Source organism: Streptomyces sp. NPDC093094 (assembly GCF_044754345.1).
In the GTDB taxonomy this organism is placed as follows: Bacteria; Actinomycetota; Actinomycetes; order Streptomycetales; family Streptomycetaceae; genus Streptomyces.
On sequence record NZ_JBIVOX010000005.1, the window covers coordinates 434,244 to 451,857 of the forward strand.

General features: G+C 70.8%; 18 protein-coding genes. 4 read left to right on the forward strand and 14 right to left on the reverse strand.

Features of this window, described 5'->3' with window-relative positions:
- Positions 1 to 23: 23 nt before the first annotated feature.
- From ACIQGV_RS13050 to ACIQGV_RS13105, 12 genes are all read right to left on the reverse strand, one after another.
- Positions 24 to 1,544: a phage/plasmid primase, P4 family gene (locus ACIQGV_RS13050; RefSeq protein ID WP_402493884.1), complete on the reverse strand. Its 1,521-nt coding sequence runs from the start codon at positions 1,542 to 1,544 to the stop codon at positions 24 to 26.
- Positions 1,544 to 2,449 carry a bifunctional DNA primase/polymerase gene (locus tag ACIQGV_RS13055; protein WP_402493887.1) on the reverse strand — a complete coding sequence of 302 codons (906 nt, stop codon included), beginning with the start codon at positions 2,447 to 2,449 and terminating at the stop codon, positions 1,544 to 1,546. Before ACIQGV_RS13055 ends, ACIQGV_RS13050 begins: the two co-directional genes overlap by 1 nt.
- Positions 2,450 to 2,535: 86 nt before the next feature.
- Positions 2,536 to 2,823 carry a hypothetical protein gene (locus tag ACIQGV_RS13060; RefSeq protein ID WP_402493889.1) on the reverse strand — a complete coding sequence of 96 codons (288 nt, stop codon included), beginning with the start codon at positions 2,821 to 2,823 and terminating at the stop codon, positions 2,536 to 2,538.
- A 14-nt stretch (positions 2,824 to 2,837) separates the two neighbouring features.
- Positions 2,838 to 3,305: a hypothetical protein gene (locus ACIQGV_RS13065; RefSeq protein ID WP_402493892.1), complete on the reverse strand. Its 468-nt coding sequence runs from the start codon at positions 3,303 to 3,305 to the stop codon at positions 2,838 to 2,840.
- 10 nt (positions 3,306 to 3,315) lie between these two features.
- Entirely contained in the window at positions 3,316 to 3,507 is a 192-nt protein-coding gene (locus ACIQGV_RS13070) for a hypothetical protein (protein ID WP_382021233.1), read from the reverse strand.
- The gene (locus ACIQGV_RS13075; RefSeq protein ID WP_402493894.1) at positions 3,504 to 3,779 is read right to left on the reverse strand and encodes a hypothetical protein; all 276 of its coding nucleotides are present in this window, start codon (positions 3,777 to 3,779) and stop codon (positions 3,504 to 3,506) included. The genes ACIQGV_RS13070 and ACIQGV_RS13075 overlap by 4 nt, the downstream gene beginning before the upstream one ends.
- A gap of 141 nt (positions 3,780 to 3,920) precedes the next feature.
- Positions 3,921 to 6,149, reverse strand: coding sequence for a cell division protein FtsK (locus ACIQGV_RS13080; RefSeq protein WP_402493897.1), 2,229 nt, complete (start codon positions 6,147 to 6,149; stop codon positions 3,921 to 3,923).
- A 154-nt stretch (positions 6,150 to 6,303) separates the two neighbouring features.
- On the reverse strand, positions 6,304 to 6,639 hold the full coding sequence (locus ACIQGV_RS13085; RefSeq protein ID WP_402493900.1) for a hypothetical protein: 336 nt from the start codon (positions 6,637 to 6,639) through the stop codon (positions 6,304 to 6,306).
- The gene (locus ACIQGV_RS13090) at positions 6,636 to 7,286 is read right to left on the reverse strand and encodes a GGDEF domain-containing protein (protein WP_402493902.1); all 651 of its coding nucleotides are present in this window, start codon (positions 7,284 to 7,286) and stop codon (positions 6,636 to 6,638) included. Before ACIQGV_RS13090 ends, ACIQGV_RS13085 begins: the two co-directional genes overlap by 4 nt.
- Positions 7,283 to 8,317, reverse strand: coding sequence for a DUF2637 domain-containing protein (locus ACIQGV_RS13095; protein WP_402493904.1), 1,035 nt, complete (start codon positions 8,315 to 8,317; stop codon positions 7,283 to 7,285). The genes ACIQGV_RS13090 and ACIQGV_RS13095 overlap by 4 nt, the downstream gene beginning before the upstream one ends.
- Positions 8,314 to 8,625 carry a hypothetical protein gene (locus tag ACIQGV_RS13100; RefSeq protein WP_402493905.1) on the reverse strand — a complete coding sequence of 104 codons (312 nt, stop codon included), beginning with the start codon at positions 8,623 to 8,625 and terminating at the stop codon, positions 8,314 to 8,316. The genes ACIQGV_RS13095 and ACIQGV_RS13100 overlap by 4 nt, the downstream gene beginning before the upstream one ends.
- Positions 8,622 to 8,879 carry a DUF6284 family protein gene (locus ACIQGV_RS13105; protein WP_402493907.1) on the reverse strand — a complete coding sequence of 86 codons (258 nt, stop codon included), beginning with the start codon at positions 8,877 to 8,879 and terminating at the stop codon, positions 8,622 to 8,624. Before ACIQGV_RS13105 ends, ACIQGV_RS13100 begins: the two co-directional genes overlap by 4 nt.
- A 1,207-nt stretch (positions 8,880 to 10,086) precedes the next feature.
- Between ACIQGV_RS13105 and ACIQGV_RS13110 the strand changes: the two genes are divergently transcribed.
- Together ACIQGV_RS13110 and ACIQGV_RS13115 are read left to right on the forward strand one after the other, a co-directional pair.
- Positions 10,087 to 10,812 carry an XRE family transcriptional regulator gene (locus tag ACIQGV_RS13110; RefSeq protein WP_402493909.1) on the forward strand — a complete coding sequence of 242 codons (726 nt, stop codon included), beginning with the start codon at positions 10,087 to 10,089 and terminating at the stop codon, positions 10,810 to 10,812.
- Between the two features lie 2 nt (positions 10,813 to 10,814).
- The gene (locus ACIQGV_RS13115; protein WP_402493911.1) at positions 10,815 to 11,288 is read left to right on the forward strand and encodes an NUDIX domain-containing protein; all 474 of its coding nucleotides are present in this window, start codon (positions 10,815 to 10,817) and stop codon (positions 11,286 to 11,288) included.
- On the opposite strand, the gene ACIQGV_RS13120 is transcribed toward ACIQGV_RS13115, so the two are convergent.
- Together ACIQGV_RS13120 and ACIQGV_RS13125 are read right to left on the reverse strand one after the other, a co-directional pair.
- On the reverse strand, positions 11,276 to 11,842 hold the full coding sequence (locus ACIQGV_RS13120; protein ID WP_401311154.1) for an HD domain-containing protein: 567 nt from the start codon (positions 11,840 to 11,842) through the stop codon (positions 11,276 to 11,278). The genes ACIQGV_RS13115 and ACIQGV_RS13120 overlap by 13 nt on opposite strands.
- Before the next feature lies 1 nt (position 11,843).
- Positions 11,844 to 12,305, reverse strand: coding sequence for a GntR family transcriptional regulator (locus ACIQGV_RS13125; protein WP_402493914.1), 462 nt, complete (start codon positions 12,303 to 12,305; stop codon positions 11,844 to 11,846).
- A 95-nt stretch (positions 12,306 to 12,400) separates the two neighbouring features.
- On the opposite strand from ACIQGV_RS13125, the gene ACIQGV_RS13130 reads away from it, so the two are divergent.
- Together ACIQGV_RS13130 and ACIQGV_RS13135 are read left to right on the forward strand one after the other, a co-directional pair.
- The gene (locus ACIQGV_RS13130) at positions 12,401 to 13,162 is read left to right on the forward strand and encodes a hypothetical protein (RefSeq protein ID WP_402493917.1); all 762 of its coding nucleotides are present in this window, start codon (positions 12,401 to 12,403) and stop codon (positions 13,160 to 13,162) included.
- A gap of 825 nt (positions 13,163 to 13,987) precedes the next feature.
- Positions 13,988 to 17,611 carry a BTAD domain-containing putative transcriptional regulator gene (locus ACIQGV_RS13135; protein ID WP_402493919.1) on the forward strand — a complete coding sequence of 1,208 codons (3,624 nt, stop codon included), beginning with the start codon at positions 13,988 to 13,990 and terminating at the stop codon, positions 17,609 to 17,611.
- Positions 17,612 to 17,614: the final 3 nt, after the last annotated feature.

Below are 17,614 nucleotides of genomic sequence, written 5' to 3' on the forward strand. Positions count from 1 at the left end.
GGGGCGGTCTGAGTCGCGGTGAGTCACGACTCTGGCTGATGTGGTTCGGACGGCCTGAGGGTGATGCCGGCGTAGATGGCCACCTGTCGGCCGTAGGCGTCCCGGGGGCGGGTGCGGTTGAGTTGGGGGACGACGGAGAGGAGGTTGCGGCCGAATACCTGCTTTGTGCCGGGCTTGACGCCGTTGTCCTCTGCCCAGTCCCGCCAGACGCTCCACAGCGTGTCTACGGGGATGGTGCACGTCGGGCCGGTGGTGCAGCGTTCGCGGATGAACGCGCTGGTCGGGGATGCGGTGTCGCGCATGGTGGTGACGGCTTCGCGGCTGGATTTCGGCTCGGTGATCCGTCCGGTGCGTTCCAGTCGGGCGAGTCCGTCAAGGGCCCAGTTGAGGATGCCGGGCATCTCTGCGGCGAGCTTGTCGGTGAGGGTGGTGTCTTCCTTGCCCAGCCACGACACGGTCATGTTGAGCAGGACGAACCGGCGGGCGATGACCCCGGAAGAGTCGCCGAAGTGCGGCAGCTCGTTGGACAGGATCATCAGCCGGGTGGGCAGCTTGCCGGTCCATGGCTCGCGGTACTTGCGGTCAATGTCGATCGTGTCCTCACCGGAGATCGTCAGCAGCCGCTCAACCACCTGACTGTTGTCGGTGCCGGACAGACGGGCGTCGGAGATCACCGCGAGCGGCTTGCCCAGCAGAGTGGACAGTCCGAAGTTCGTACCGAGTCCGGCGAGCGTGGGGCCGGCGAGATTCTCTTTGCCGACCAGCTCTTTGAGGACGCGGGCGATGGTGCCTTTGCCGGAACGCGTCGGGCCGACCATGAGCAGGATCTTCTGTTGGTCGGTACGGCCGGACAGGATGTAGCCGAACCATTCCTGTACGGCGTGGATGGCGTCGGGGTCGTCGGGCCAGAGCTGGGCCAGGAAGCGTTCCCACGTCGGTGCGGTGGCGGCGGGGTCGTAGGTGAAGGGGACGGATACGAGGTTGAAGAATCCGGGGCTGTGCGGCAGCAGCGCGCGGTCACGGATGCGCAGCAGACCGTTCTCACACGCCACGATCGGGCCGCCGTCCGGCTCGCCGTCGCGGTCGGTCCATGCGGGGGCGTCGGTGTCGGTGGGCAGCAGTGTGATGGCTCCGAGCGCGTCGAGAAGGTTGCTGATCTTCTGCTTCGTCGGTGCCCAGTCGCGTTCCTCGGGCTGTCCGTCCTTGCCCGGTGCCTGATAGGTGGCGTGTTCGAGGCGGGTGTACATGTGGGCACGGACCTGCGCTTCGTCCATCTCGCGCCACGATGTGCCGGTCCATCGCATCCACGACGCTCGCCAGCGACGGCAGACAAGCTGTCCGTCCTCGGTCTGCCAGTCCGGCAGCAGCCGGCGGGCGACGGCGAGTGGGTTGGACGGCGCTGGCAGCTCTTCCGCCCGCGGCTCAGAGCGAACGGCAGAAGGGACGCCCTTGCGGGCGGCACCTGTCGGCTCGCCTGCGGCCGTGCTCGATGCGGGTTGTACGGCGTCCTGCGGGCCGCCGGCGGGGGTGTGGGGCCTTTGCATCATGCGGTGGCTCCCTGGCCGGTGTTGAGGCCGTTGGCGACCGCGCGGCGGGCGTACGCCTCCGGGACGCCCACGGCGACGGCGGCGGCCACGATCTCTTCCCCGAGCGCGTCGAGTCCGCAGGGTCCGGGGCATGCGGTGTGCTGTACGGCGAGGAACCGCGCGGCGCCGAACGCCTGTGATCCGGCGCCGGATTTGACGCGGGCGCGTACGAGGGTCAGACCGCGTTCCAGGCCCTTACGGACGAAGCGTTCGTTGTGGCGGCACCCGGTGGCCGCGCTGCGGTCCCAGGTAGCGCGGGGCAGGGAAGACACCACCTTCCCAGCGGCGGGGGTGGTGTCTTCCTTCACGGCCAGCGCGCGCACGGTCGACGGGAGTTCGAGCATGCGGCCGGTGCCGGAGCCTAGCCAACGGGCGTACTGCATGTGCGACTTGATGTCGACGCCGGGTCGGACGGCGTTCGCGGAGCGCATCACGCCGCGGTAGATCCAGTGTTCGCCGCGGGTGGTCGGCACGGTGCGGGTGGCGGGCAGGGTCGCGCGGGCCCATGCGATGGCGGCGGGGTTGTCCAGGTCGACGACGGTCACGCCGGCGCCGCCGGGGTAGTAGCCGACGCCGTGCGCCCGGTGCCAGGCGAGGGCCCACGTGGGGGAGGTGAGGACGTGGGTGTCGGTGGTGGCGGCGGCCCATCCGTGGCACGGTGCAGGGCACTGGCAGGGGCCCACGCTCTTCATGTGGGGCCGGTCGCCGCATGCGCTGTTCTTGCAGTCGGGGCAGTTGCCGAACGGCCGCTTTCCCGCACGCAGGGGGAACGCCGGTACGCCGTGCGCGGCGAGTTCCAGCGCGATGCGCAGGGGTTCGGGCGGGGCGGTTCGGGCTCGCCGAAGGGGGGTGGGTTGGGTCATGCTGAGTGTCTCCAGTCCTGTTGCAGGGTGCTGGGGGACAAGGGCGGCCCCGGACTTTGGCGAGACGGGGGCCGCCCTTGGCGTAGCTAGAACGGGGGTTCGTCGCTGTAGTCGACGGGGCCCCACGAGTCGCGGTAGTGGTCGTGGCGGCGCAGCCACCGGGGCCGACGGGGCAGGGGCAGCAGGACCAGGCAGCGGGCTTCGTCCCAGCAGTGGCAGGGCGCCCATTCGGTTCCGGCGTACTCGCCGGTGTGGTCGCCGTAGTCGTGGGCGGTGCCGCCTTCGCCCCGGCATTCCGGGCATGTGGGGTGGGGCGTGTCGGTGAGGACCAGCGCGCGGCGCGGCCGGTCTGTGAGGCGGATGCGCGGTCGCACGGTGAAGGCTCCTGTCAGCCGTAGAACTTGTTCCGCTTGATGACGGCCTTGCGGATGTTGACCGTGGTCGCGCCCTTGTGGCCGCTCGCGCTGAGCACCTGCACCGCGACCCATCCGCCGAAGACGACGGCGGCGAGGATGACCAGCTGGGTGACCAGCGCGGTCAGCGCGGTGATGAACGCGGTCAGCAGGAACAGCCCGCCGCACACGGCGAGGAACCCGACGCCTCCGAGGGCGACGTTCACCGCCGTGCGGGAGACGGCCAGCTTGGCGGCGAGCGGTTCGGGCTGTGCGGGGTGGACGGCGTAGCCGGTGACGACACGGCCGTCCGGCAGAACGACGCTCGCCACGGCCGGGACGCCGCCGGGCTGTGCGGGCGCGAGCTGCACCGTGGGCGTGGGCGTGATCGGGGTGGGGTGGTGGATTTCCAGGGCCGTCGGTTCGGCCGGAGTCCCGTGGAGGGTGGGCTCGTTCACGGTCATGATCCCTTTCTCAGCCGATGTCGTTGAGGGCGGCGGCGAACGCCTCGACGAGGTTGTGGATGGGCTCATAGGCGCCAGTCCCGGCGGTGAAGAACCCGAACATGAACAGGACCAGGGCGGCGCCGCCTCCGGCGGACTTGGTCTTGACGGCGAACGCGGATGCGGCGCCGAAGAGCAGGACGGCGGAGATGTTGAGGATCATCGGAAGCCTTCCGGGCGGGGGGTATCGGTGCCGGCGCGGTAGATGCGGGCCCAGCGGTTGTAGAGCCAGCGGCCGACGCGTATGCGCTTGCCGGTGGCCTTGCAGCGGCGGCAGTCCTTGCCGCGCTTTAGCCGTCCCTTGCGGTCGGTCGTCAGCGCGTGGCCCATGCCGCGGCACTTGCGGCAGTCGCCGAACGGCGAGGCCACACACACCCCGCCGTAACCGAGCGTGACGGCGAGCAGGCAGGCGATAGCAAGGAGGATGGGGGTCATGAGATGTCCTCCGGGCGGAGTTTCGGGGGTTTCCGCAGGTGGGCCGCTATCCGCTAGCGGCCTGATCAACGCAGGTTTAGGACGCTAGCGGGGCCGCTAACGTTAGCGGGGAGGGCCGCTAGCGCTAGCGGCCCCGGAGCCTCAGCCCGCGTCCCGCTTTCCGTCACGCTCCGCAATCGCGGCCGTGATGTGGGAGCGGTCGATACCGCGCCGGTTGACGACCTTGCCGTTCACCCGGCGGCCCACCTGGATGGTGGAGATGCCGTGCGGCTTGAGGGCGGCGGCGAGCGCGTCGGGCTCCCATCCGCCGTAGACGTCGGGGCGCAGTTCGGAGAGCCGGGCCACGACCGTTTCGGACCATTCCTTGGCCTGAGCGGCGGGGGTGACGGCGAGGATGTCGGCGAGCAGGTCGTAGGCCGGTCCGGTCACCGCCTCCGGCGCCTCACCGAGCGCGTGGCCGGAGAGGAGTCCGGCCGTCTCGCGGGCCTTGCGGGCACGGGCCGCGATGGTCTCGGCTCCGGGGGCGTCGACGTAGACGCCGGCGACGATCCGGGCGTCCGCCCCTTCACCCACGAAGTAGTGGATGCCCTTGTCACCCCAGGCGAACATGGTCGCCCGCACGCCGCGCTTGTAGGCGGACGTGCCGAGCACCATGTCGTTCTCGGTCTGACCCATGACCTTCATGCACCACCGGGCGGACGCGTTCGCGCTGATGCCGGTGGGCAGCGACTTGGCGTCGGGGCGCTGCGTGGCCAGCAGCATTACGATGCCGGTGGCGGGGCCGCGCTTGACCAGGTCGGTGGCGATCTCCTCGAACTCCTTGCCGTGCTCGGGGTGCTCGAACAGCACCTGGCACTCGTCCACCCCGACCACGATCGGGTGCAGCCCGAGCGACCGCTTGTCGGCGAGTTGGCTGGTCACCTTGGACTCGGGGCAGATGTCCCGAGGGAGGGAGCGGATCACCTTGGTGCGGCGGCGCAGTTCCTCGCGCAGCGCCCGCCAGTCGGCGAGCGCGTAGCCGATCGCATCGTCGTCGTCGCCGGCGGCGTGCCGGTGGGAGACGGCGTTGCCGACCGGGTCCAGGTCGCCGGTGCCCTTCATGTCGTACGTGTGCAACTCCGCCCGCGGGTCCAACGCTGCGATGAGCAGCAGCAGACGCAGCAGGAACGTCTTGCCCATCCGCGGGATGGCACCGATCACCCCCGCGATGTACATCAGAGTGACCTCAATCCACCGTCCGCGCTGGTCGGTGCCGTACGCGACGGGCTTGAACAGGTCGACCGCACCCGCCTTGGCCAGCGGCCACTGAGGCTTCTTCGCCGTCGTCAGGTCCTGATCCCCCACCCACAGCACGAGGTGCCCGGTGTGCTCCTGCGCCACCGCCTCCGGCCACACACAGCCCAGCGGGCGGCGCAGACCGGAGGCGAGCCGGTCGCGACGCTCGATCACGTCGGTCACAGTCACGCCGTAGGGGAGGTTGCCCTGAGCGCGCCATCCGGGGCCGTCGCGGGTGATCGGGGCGGTGAACTCGAACCCGTCCCGCCCCTTCGACTGCGCCTGATTGATCGCCGGGATACCGAGCGCACCGAGCGCCCGCAGCACAATGTCGGACGTGAGCTTGGTGGCCTTGGGCAGCTCCACCGCACGATGGACGACCGGAGCGTCCGCCTTGCGGCCGACGGCACCGAGGGCCATCACCAGCGCGGTCACGGACACGGCCTGAAGCCAGTCGGGTGCGAGCACGTACATGGCCAGCGCCGTACCGAGTCCGATGAACATGCCCAGCACGGTGACCAGGGTGCGCAGCCGCACGCGGCCGTCGCGCTGCCGCGACAGCTTCAGGTACTCGGCTGCGTCCTCCCGGCGGACGGCGGCGAGGCGGACGGGTTCGCCCTCCCGGTCGGCCACCCACCGCATCGTGCCCCCGACGAACCGGGCCGCGCCGGTCGGGGCTTGAAGGGCGAGACGGGCGGCGTAGACCGGGGTGCGCAGTGCGTGGTAGCCGGCGGCGTGGGCGTAGTGGCGGGCCACCCATGCCGACGCCGTCCTGAGTTCCGACAGGGAGCGCAGCCACGCCGGGACGACCGGGCGGCGGCGTGCGGCGACGAGCCGACCGAGGTAGCCGGGACCGGCCGCCTTCAGCGTCGACGAGTCGACCAACACGGCCGTGGTCGGATCGGCCGACTCCTGCCCCGACTCGGTGGGGTGGGAGTCGGGCGACCGGTCGGCGGTCGGTCGGGGGGCGGGGCCGGTCGACTCGGTGCGGGCGGATCGGGCCTTGTCCAGGTCGACTACCTCGCCGCCGGAGTCGGCGGACATCTCGGCTTCGAGTCGGTTGAACAGTTCGTGGTCGTCGTCGGGGTGCTTCACTGAGGTTCCTTCCAGAAATCGCGGGAGGGTGGGCCCGGCCGTCGCTGTAGGAGGTGGGCGGCCGGGCCCGTGCGGAGATGATGAAGGCGCTACTGGGCGGTAAGGGGGACGCTTTGTCCCCCTGTCCCAACCTGTCCCCCTGACCGTTGAGCGGTTACAGGTCGAACAGGCCGCACTGATCCTTGGGGGCTGCGGGCAGGCGCTTGCGGGCGAGTCGGGCGGCGGCGGTGTGGCAGTCGGGGCACCACGCGCGCAGCTCGCTCGCGGGTAGGCGGGCGGCGGTGAGGTCGGTGGCGAGCGGGTCGACCGGCGCGGCCATCAGCCGGACTCGTCGGCCGTGCTTGCTGGTGTAGTGGTCGTGCTCGCGCGGGCAGCGTCCGCCGTCCCGGCTGTGGGGGTTCCCGCACCTGCCGCCGCACTGGCAGCGGTAGCCGGCCGCATCCATCACCGCGTTGAAGACGGCGGCGCCGACGATCGGCTGTGACTTCACGCCGCCACCCCCACGGCCGGCGCGTCCCCGGCGGTGCCGGAGCGTCCGGCGCGCCGTCCGGCGAGGGTGGCGAACAGCCTGCCCAGTCCCGCGCGGCGGGCCCCGGACCGGGCTTGCTTGGCCGCGTACATGGCCTCATCCGCCCGCCGCAGCAGACCGGACAGATCGTCTGCGGGGAAGTCCGCGGCGCGCACCCACCCGAGAGAGACCGTGGTGCGTACGGCCGGGTCCTGGCCGTCGACCGGGCGGGCGAGCACGCCGTGCAGCACGGCGAGCATGTCACCGGCCATGCCGTGGTCGTCGATCACGACGGCGGCGAACTCGTCACCCCCGAGCCGTCCGGCCACCCCACGCGTTCCGGCGTGGTGGGCGAGCCGGTCGGCGGTCGCCTTCAACAGCGCGTCCCCGGCGGCGTGCCCGTAGGTGTCGTTGATGTGCTTGAAGCGGTCGACGTCGGCGAGGACGACAACGGCGCGCGGGTCCTTCAGCAAGGTGGTGGCGCGGCGGGTGAAGCCGTCGCGGGTGTGCAGCCCGGTGAGCGGGTCGCGCCGGGCGGTGTTCAGGCAGCCTCGCAGCCACCACACATGCCCGGCCCATCCCGCCGCGAGCGGCAGCGTGGACAGCAGGACAGTGGCCCAGGTGTTCACGCGGCCACCCCCTCAGCCTCAGCGCCGGCGCCGGACGCGGGGGCGTCGGTGCCGATGATGTGCGGGGTGAGGGTCTGCGCGCGGTCGGCGAGCAGGGCGTCACGTACCTGCCGGGCCGGGCCGGAACCGCAGTGCAGCACCTTGCGCAGTTCCTCGCCGTTGATCTGCGCGTCGGGCCAGTCGGCCGTGAGCGTGCGTGCTTCGGCGAGCAGTTCGGCCGGCGTGCGCCGCGGCGAGGCAGCAGCCTTCTTCGGCCGGGGTTTGGCCGTCCGCGGGCGGGGCGCTACGAGTGCCTCGCTCCTCGGCTCCGTCACCTCTGGCGCCGGGGCCGGGTCGGGAGCGGCGGGCACGGTTTCGGCGGCGGGGGTGAGTTCGCCCATCCGCAGCATCACCCGCTCGCGCCGTGGTGTCTTCCACCGCCACAGCGGCCCGTACTGCTCCCGCAGGTCCGCGCGGGCCAACAGGCGTTCCCGCTCGCAGCCGAGCGCCAGACTGTAGGAAGTGATCTCCCACAGCGTCATGCGGCGCCACAGGGCGAAGGTGGACAGCGGGGCGAGCAGCCAGCGGGAGAACCGGATCTTCTCCATCCTGCGGCCGGTGGCGGCGCCGATCCGTACGGCGTAGATGTGCGCGCCGATCTCGGAAAACACCACCCACAGCAGCGGCATCGTGCCGTGCGCCAGCTTCGCCCACAGCCCGTCACCCGCAGCCACGTTGAGACCGCAGGTGACCAGGGTGAGCGCCCAGGGCACGAACCGCACCCACGCCAACGCCATGTCCATCCGGATCAACAGCAAGTTGGCCACGGTGAACACCGGAATGGCCGTGTCGATCCCGACGGGGAGCATCCACGGCTCGCCGAACCCCCACCGCGTGGCGGCGGCGGACACGGCGTCGAAGGAGGAGATCAGACCGAGCGCCCCGACGCCAGCGGCGGCGAGCGCGCCGACACCGGCGAGACCCATTTCCGGGCGGGTGAGCGGCGGCACAGCCGGACGCTCAGCGGTCTGTGCCGTCTCGGGGGTGGTCATGCCGTCACCCCCCTGCGGCGGTTCTCCGCGCGGCTGCGCTGGTTCGGCTGCGTCCGCGGGGCGCCCTCGTACCAGACGAACGGCGGGATGTCGTCCGCGGCGGTGAAGACACGGATGGCGGCGCCCGCCGGCGCGTCCGGCAGGGCGTAGACCCTGCCGCGCTCCAACGATGCCAGCAGCCTGGCCCCGTGATGCTCGCAGCCGTCCGCCCCCGCGTTGTAGGCGTCCAGCACGGTCACGACGGCTGGGCCGTCGCACAGGGTCGGGTCGTCGGGGTGAGCGGCCGGGCAACGGGCGGTGCCGGTCATGCGGCACCCCCGCTCAACTCGCCGTTGGCCAGGACCCGCCGGGCCGCCAGGATCCGGCGCTGTGCACGGCGCACCCGCCGCATGCCCAGTTCGTCCGGGTGGTGGTTCAGGCTCTTGATCAGCGCGTCGATCCGCTTGACGTCCGCCTCGATGGCAGGCCACTCGCTCTCGATCGCGTCCAGTTCCGCAGCCGTCGGCTCGCGGTCGTCACCGTCGGCGGTAACACCTGCCTGATCAGCACCGATGTGCTTCATGGGTCGTGGATCTCCTTAGCAGGGGGAACGGCCCGTACGCGGTCCCCGGGGTGCCACCCGGGGGCCGCTCGCCGTTGGAGGGGAAGCCGCGTGCAACACGCGGCGCGACCGCAGGACAGCGGCCAGAGCGCCCCCGTCGGGAGTCGAACCCGGCGTTGCGACCATCGGGGCGGATCGATCAGGGGCCGGTCACCACAGGTACGGGTGCGGGCCACGCGGGCGCTGCGGGAGCGGTTCCTTCGTCCTCTCGTGCTCGGATTCGGCCATCACCGGCCGTCCCTGGCACGGGCGTTGTCCGCGCTGCGCTTGTTCGCTTCGGCGTTCTTGCGCGCCAACTCGGCACGCTCTTCGTCTGTCAGACTGAGCACCACAGGTTGCCTCCAGCTAGGCGCCTGTATGCGGTCCCTCGGGGGGCAACCCGGGGGACCGCTCCTGTATCCAGAGTCGGCGGATTCCGGCTCCCCGCGCTCCCGGCCGTACAGAGCCCGCGCGGTGCGCGGCCCCGGACGGCCGGAAGAGGCAGCCGGCCGCAGCGTCATGTGCTGCGGGCCAGGAACGGACCGGGCCGTGTCAGGGCACCGCCGCCCGGTCCACGGCGGCGGTGCCCGCGTACGTCGCTTCACCACGGAACCTCCGGGGCGAGTCGGGACGACCGGCTTCACCGGTACGCCGTTGCCACGGCACACCGGCCCCGAGCCGGAAGAAGTCGGGCGCGCCATCATCACTGCTCTGACGCCAGCAGGGCGGCGCGTGACCAGGTGGCGCACCGGAGGCTGACCCCCATGAAGTGGAAGGGTGATCCCCAGGAACGTTCTCCAGAGCTGACACGCAAAGAAGTGGCCGCCGGCGGCCTTCACCCATCCGCCACGGGGACGGGGACTCAAACCCCGTCGAACTTGACACCCTGTTGAGTTCTCAAGCAACGCATGCGCTTCCTTCGAGCCCCCTCCGGAGCCCTCCGGGCGTTAATGCAGTACCTGTTTTACAGGTACTGCATAGTGTTCCGTCAAGCCCACCGACGGACCCTCTTGGCTTTGCGCCGAGACTTCTTGGCGCACACTCAGAATCGCTGCAGGTCAGGGGAGTTGTTCACCCCGCGCGTAGACAGCTCTGGGAGTTCTGGCTACCGTCAAGAGCTCCCTAGAAGTCCCAACGGGGGGTACGGATGTCCAACGAACGCTTGCGCTCAGCTCTGTTAGCTCGGGGCATGACCATTCAGGGGCTCGCTGAAGAGATTGAGGTCAACCCGAAGACTGTTGAACGCTGGATCACGCAGGGCAAGGTGCCTTACCGGCGTCACCAGTACGCGACGGCCGCGGTGCTGAAGGTCGACGTCACGACACTGTGGGATGACGCCCGCACTGTTGACAGCGCAACGGATCTGGCTAAGGCGGAGATTGGCACCGTCTACCCCCACCGGCACACGGTGCCGTCGGGGCTGTGGCGTGAGATCTACGGTCGGGCACAGAGCAGCCTTGACGTGCTTGTCTACTCCGGTCTGTTCCTGTCGGAAGATCCGCTCTTCCATGACCTTCTAAAGGCGAAGGTGGCGGCGGGCGTGCGGGTGCGCATCCTGCTCGGGGACCCTGGCAGTGCGGCCGTCCAGCAGCGCGGCATAGATGAAGGTCACCGGATCATGGACGGCAAGATTCGCAACGCCATGGTGCTCTACCGTCCGCTCATGCGGAGTCACCCGGACATCGGGTTCCGGCTGCATGACTCGACTCTCTACAACTCGATCTACCGGGCTGATGACGAGATGCTCGTCAACCCGCACGTCTACGGCATCGGTGCCTACCTGGCCCCCGTGCTGCACCTGCGACGCTTGGCGGATGGCGGGCTGTTCGACACGTACGCGAATAGCATCGAACACACCTGGGAGAACGCGCGTCAGATCACCGACGCGGACTTTGCGAGCAACACGGGAGCCTGACCATGGGGCGGATCGACTACCTTCACGACCCCGACGCACCGCCGGCCAACTCGGTTGTGCCGTCGGTCGTCGCGTTCGTACAGAACGGCGCGGGTGAGGTGCTGATGATCCGGCGGTCCGATAACGGCCGTTGGGCACTGCCCGGCGGTGGTCACGACGTGGGGGAGTCCATCAGCGACACCGTCGTCCGGGAGGTCTGGGAAGAGACCGGGATCAAGGCGGAAGTCCTCGACATGTCCGGGATCTACACCGACCCGGGGCACGTGATGCAGTACGACGACGGGGAGGTCCGGCAGCAGTTCAGCATTTGTTTCCGGGCCCGGCCGGTAGCCGGTGAGGTGCGTACGAGCAACGAGACGACAGCGGTCCGCTGGGTCACTCCGGAGGACCTGTCTCAACTCGACATCCACCCCACGATGCGGCTCCGCATCGAGCACGCCATGGACCGGACGCGCGGCACCCCCTACATCGGCTGACGCTTGGCGGCGGCCACCCGTTCGAGTACTCGCGAAGTACTGGCGAGGATCTCCGGTTCGGCTCGCCGGATGAACGTCCCGATCAGACTGTCGGGCCCGTACCGTCCGGTGATCTCGTTCACGCGGTCGATCGGGTTCGTGGGCGTGCCGTCCGGTGTGGTGTTCATGTCGCAGAAGCACAGCGCGTCATTGAGATGCGCGTGCTCGCGGGGAAACTCGCCCTCCAGCTCCTCACGCAAGCCTCGCGCGTCCGCCTCCATCCACGAACACGAGTGGTGCGCAACGAGGTTGATGACTCGCTCGTCTGCCTTGGCGACGTCTCGGAGGTAGCGGGCGCCGTCAAGGGGATGAAAGCCGGTCTTGGCAAGGTCGGGGGAGTACCCGATGTCATGCAGGACGGCCGCGGCTTCGAGCAACGCGGCGTCTTCTCCGAGGATGGGCGCGATCGTGCGGGCCCGTTCGGCGACGCCTTGCGAGTGCCGCCATCGGCGCGGCAGCGGCTCAGCCAACAACGACTCAGCCAAGGGATAGGCCCACTCCGTCAACTCCGACAAGCTAGGAACGCTCCTCTCGAATCGGCACGGCGCGGACTGTCCGCACCTTGCCCTGCCCCCCGCTCGCCAGCACGCCGGCAGACGCCAACTTGTCCAGAGCCTTGGTCACCGTGGGGCGTGAGACCCCGAACCGCGCAGCCAGCACGGAGGCACTGGGGAACGCTTCCCCTACTTGCAGCTTCTCAGCCGTGATGATGTCCGTGATCCGTTCTTCCAGCGGGCGCCGGTCCACAGGGGCGCCGGCTCGTACAACTCGCCACCGCCCGCCCTTCGCCGGTTCGGCCACACCTTCCTGCCGCAGCACACCGAACGCGCGGACCGCGACCCCCCGCGAGACCTTGTGATCGCGCATGATCTCTGTCAGTGATGGCAACTTTGTCATGTTCGGGTCATTCTCGATCTGCCTTTTCACCGCGTCGGCAATCTTCAGGAAGGTTCCCCGAGGGTTGGCCTGCTGCGACACTCGCTCTCCCTCTCCGTTCGCCCGTCATCAGGGTCTAGCTTCCCACTGCCAGCATTTGGCCGTCTTTGGCTTGAGCTGAGCACTACGGTGATCCCATGGTGGAGTACGTGGATAACCCCGCTGGTCGTCTGCGCAAGCTGATGCTTGACCTGTACGCCCGCAACCAGGGCGACCAGACGCAGAAGCAGAAGCCAGCCTGGACGGCCATCCTGGAGCTGGCAGGTGTTGACGGCAGCTTGGCTCAGGAGATGGCAGTCATCGGCGCTGTCGTGGGTTTGCCGGCTCAGGTCCGGGAGGCCGTACATGCCCTACCCGTGGACGACGACCGCAAAGAACATCTGCTCGATCACCTGGGCGAGGTCGAGCACGGGATGGGGCAACTTCTGACTCGCCAGAGTCTGTGGACGGTGTTTACCGCCTTCGCCCCGGGCGGCGTCGTGCTTCAGTCGGCTGCCATCAGCAGCCTGTCTCACTGTTCGTACGAGCTGCACCGTCACGCGCCTGAGCCCACCGTCTCTGATGAGGACTTGGCGCGGATCATCGAAATGATCAATGATCTGATGCTGGAGGTGGGTGAGGCCGACCTCCCCGACGTGGTGAAGCGTGCCATGTTGAATCACCTGATGGCACTGTTGCAAGCTGCCCAGAATGTCCGATTCGCTGGAACCTCATCGCTGGATGATGCTCTGTTTGCGTTGATGGGTGCTGCCAGTCGGGTGAACGCACAAGAGGACCTGGCGCGAGTCGGGCTGTGGGACAAGTTCAAGAATGCTGTTCAGACTCTCGGCACCATGATGTCGACCGGACAAAGCGCAGCCCAGCTCGGGCAAGGGATCGCTGGCGTTCTCGGGGGTTGAGTGTCCGGTGTTGGTCAGGGCCCGGTCTCAATCGTGGTCTCAATCCGCTCTCAATCCGAGGGCGTCCGTCGTCGTCCACTGACGTCCGGCGACCGCCCTGAGCAGGCAGGACGGCCGTGTCTCGGACTCCCATGGACGCCCCCGGATCAAGATCGGACAACTCGTAATGCGTAGGTCTCGGGTTCGAATCCCGAAAGCGGCTCCACCGGAACCCCAGGTCAGAGAAATCCGACCTGGGGTTTTCTCGTTCCTCGGCACAAAAAGGAGGCCCGGCGGGCCTGAAGGTCGTACGCAGTGAGGGGAACCGGCGGGCGCGGCGCCGTAGGGGTGGGGACGAGGGCCCCGGTCGTTCACCTCCGACGACCGGGGCCCTCTTGCGTCCCCGGACCAGGCACGGCGGCGACACTCCCCCGAGCAACGCGTAGAACGCGCGCACCGTCGGGCCGGATCCGATGAAGTGATCACATCAGGTCGCGCCAACGGATCGCTAACATGTGGCCAACGGATTTCCGTGCCGCCGTCGGCCGACTGGCGCGAAGTCGACCGTCGGCAGGACATGACGGCAGACGGGTGGCCCGGTCGGTGACGCAAGGACGGTGGAACCACGCCCGTGTACGCCGGTAAACGGCCGTAACGGTAGCGGAACGCAACGGATTCCGCGGGGTTCTCGCCGGATTTCGTCGGCCGTCCGCGGCCGGCGCCGGGAGCGGACGCGGAACGGATGGCGGGAAACCGTCGCAGGGTAGTGGGAATCGGCCAACGGACGGTCGCTTCCTCAGGGAGCGCGACCGCACACAGGCGCGCGGAAAGGCAGTGGAGCGGCGGATGGGGGCACCTCCCTGCTCGAACGGAGCCGAGAACCCGAAGGAGCGGCACGAGCCGCTGTCCGCGCTGCGGTTCGGGCTGCTGGGACCGCCCGTGCTGTACGACGGCGGTGGCGGTGGTCGCGGCGTCGGCGTCGGTGGTGGCAACGGCGCAGCTCTCGGCGAGCCGGACCGCGCCGTGCGTACGGTGCGCAGCGGCAAGGCGAGGTCGCTGCTCGCGGCGCTGCTGCTGGAGGCCGGCCGGGTGGTCTCCGTCGGCTCGCTCAAGGACGCGCTGTGGGGCGGGGAACCTCCCATGTCCGCGCACGCCTCGCTGCACAACCATGTCGCCCGGCTGCGGCGCCTCCTCGACGACCCCGAGCGGCTGCGTGCGGTGCCGCCCGGCTATCTGCTGCGGGTGGAACAGGGGGAGTTGGACGTCCATGTGTTCGAAGCGCATGTCGTCGCCGCCCGCTCCGCGCACACCCGGGGCGACTGGGAGCGGACCGTGCGCGAGTGCACGGCCGCGCTCGCGCTGTGGCGCGGTACACCGCTCAGCGGGCTGCCCGACGAACTGGGCGGATACGCCTTCGTCCAGCGTCTGGCCGAGGCACGTCTGCTGCTGCTCGAATGGCGCTACGACGCCGAGCTCGCGGTTCCCGGTACCCGGCCCGACGGCCTCGTACCGGAGCTGACGGCCCTGGCCGCGGAGCATCCGCTGCGCGAGGCGTATCACCGTCAGCTGATGCTCGCCCTGCACGCGACCGGCCGCCAGGCCGAGGCCCTCGCCGTCCACCGCGACCTGCGCGCCCGCCTCGTCGAGGAACTCGGCGTCGAGCCCGGCCCACTGGTGCGCGAGGCGCATCTGGCGGTGCTGCGGGGCGACGGGGGCAGCCTCCCGGCGGGCCTCGGCCGGAAGGATCCACGGACCGCTCCCGCCGCGGGCACGGCCCGGCCTCCGGGTGGCGGCCGCCCTGAACTCCCTGAGCTCCCTGAGGGAACCGAAGGTACTGAAGCGCCTGAAAGCCTCGAACTCCCTGAGGACCTCCGCCCCGCGGACCGTGCGGACCTCGCACGGGCTGCCGCCCCGCCACGGCGTGCCGCCACGGCTTCAGGCCCTGCCCGGAAGCCGGAGGCCGCCCCGGCCTGTGGCGCCGTGCGGACTCCGGCCGCTGCCGCCACGGCTCCGGGCCTCGCCCCGACCGGGCACGCCACCGCCGGCCCGAACGCCGCCGGCCCGAACGCCGCCGTGCGTCCGAACGCCCTCGTCGACCGGCACCGGCACCAGCACCAGCAGGACCAGAACCCGGCCCACGACCCGGACCCGGTTCCCGACCGCCCCGCCGACGCACCCCCCGCGGCCCGGACCCCCCTCCCCGGCGAGGCCGCCGGTCCCGCGTCCCGGGCCACGCCGTCGCCCGCCGCGCCGAGCGCGACCGGCTTCGCTCCGTCCGCCGCCCCCGGCGGTGTCCCGGACCGGCCTGCCACTCCGCGCCCGGCACAACTGCCACCACCCCCGGCCCACTTCACCGGCCGTGCCTGTGTCCGCGACGCCCTGCTCCGCAGCCTCGCCCGCCCCTCGGCCGTCACCGTGGTCAGCGGCATGGCCGGGGTGGGCAAGAGCGCCCTCGCCCTGCATGTGGCACACGGCCTGCGCGAACGCTTTCCCGACGGGCAGCTCTATGTGAACCTGCACGGCGCCACCCCGGGCATGACCCCGCTCACCCCGGCGCAGGCGCTGGCCGCGCTGCTGCGCGACCTCGGTACTGAGCCCCGTCGCATCCCCGAACATCCCGACGCGGCGGCGGCGTTGCTGCGCTCGCTGCTCGCGCCGACCCGCACGCTGATGGTGCTGGACGACGCCGCGAACGCCGCGCAGGTGCGGCCCCTGCTGCCGGCGGGTTCCGGTTGCGCGGTGATCGTGACCAGCCGCTCACCGCTGGCCGCCCTCGACGGGGCCGACCGCTTCCCGCTCACACCGCTGAGCGAGGAGAACAGCGCCGCCCTGCTGCGCGCGGTCTCCGGACGGGACGGACTCGACGCCGGTCATCCGCTCGTCCGCCTCACCGGCCGGCTGCCGCTCGCCCTGCGGGTCGTCGCCGCGCGGCTCGCCGCCCGCAGCGCCCTCACCCCGGAGGTGCTCGCCGGTCAACTGGCCGCCACCCAGGGGCGTCTGCACCACCTGGAGTACGACGACCTGAGTGTGCGCCGTTCGCTCGCTGTCGCGCACGAGGCGCTGGCCGCCTCCGACCGTGAGGCCGACCGGGACGCGGCCGCGGCCCTCGGCCGCATCGGCGCGCTCGACCTGCCCGCCTACGGCGCCCCGCTCCTCGCCCGTCTCCTCGGCACCGACGAGCGCCGTGCGGAGGCCGCGCTCGACCGGCTCGTCGACGTGGCGCTGCTGGAGGAGACGGCGTACGGCCGGTACGCCCCGCACGACCTGGTCCGCGACTTCGCCCGCGAGCTGGCCCACAGCGCGCAGGACGGCGGCGTCGCCCGGATCGCCCTGCGCTGGTACGCGGCGGTCGCCGAACGCATCCTCACCGCGATCGCCGAACCGGGCCCCGACCTGGACGACCGTCGCCGTCCGACCACCGCGCAGCCGCCGGCGCACACCGACGACGTCACGGTCGTGCCGCCCTTCGCCAGCCCGGAGGATGCCTTCGCCTGGGCCGACGGGGAGCTGGAGAACATCGTGGCGCTCGTGGAGCGGCACGCCGGCGAGGAGGCGGGCGGCACGGACACGGAGCCCGAGCCGCACCTCGCCCACCTCTCCGCCCTGCTGCGGCTGCTCTTCCCCTGCGTGCAGCGCAGCGGCCGGGTCGCCGAGATGGAGGTGCTCGGGCGGGCCGCGCTCGGGGCGGCCAGGCGGCTCGGGGACGCGGCGGCCGAGGCGTACGCGCTGGGCGACCTCGCCGCCCTGCACTTCCTCACCGGCCGGCAGAAGGAGGCGCTCGCCCTCAACGACCAGGCGCTGGAGGTCTGGCAGCGGCTCGGTGCGGTCACCCGGATCCGGCGCTGCCTCAACAACCGCGGGCTCCTGCTCGAAGGTCTCGGCCTGCACGCCGAGTCGGAGGCCGCGCTGCGCCGGAGCCTGGAGTACTCACGGCAGCTGAACGACCCCCAGGGCGAGGCCGTGACCTACAGCCACCTCGGCAACCTCTACGAGCACACCGACCCGCGGGCCGCCATCGAGCAGCACCGGCGCTCGCTGGCGATCGGCGTCGAGATCGGTGCCGTGATCGTGCAGCACTCGGCCCACTGCAACATCGGCTACGCCCATCTGACCCTCGGCGAGCCGGGTGCCGCCCTGCCGCACTTCGAGGAGAGCCTGCGCATCCTGGGCGGCCACGGCGACTGGCACGGCGAGTCGCAGACACGGCTCGGCCTGGTGCGGGCCCTGCGGCTGCTCGGCGACACCGGGCGGGCCGGCCGCGAGTGCGCCGAGCTGCTGGACCGCGCCGACGCCCGCGCCGACGGCTACACCGGTGCCCTCGCCCGGCACCAGCACGGACTCCTGCTGCGCGAGCGCGGCCGCACGGAGGAGGCCCACGGCCAGTGGCGGGCGGCCCTCACCGCGCTGGACGGCACCGACGCGAAGTCCGTGGTCGAGGAGCTGAGGGGGCTGCTGGCCCGCCAGGGCTGAGTG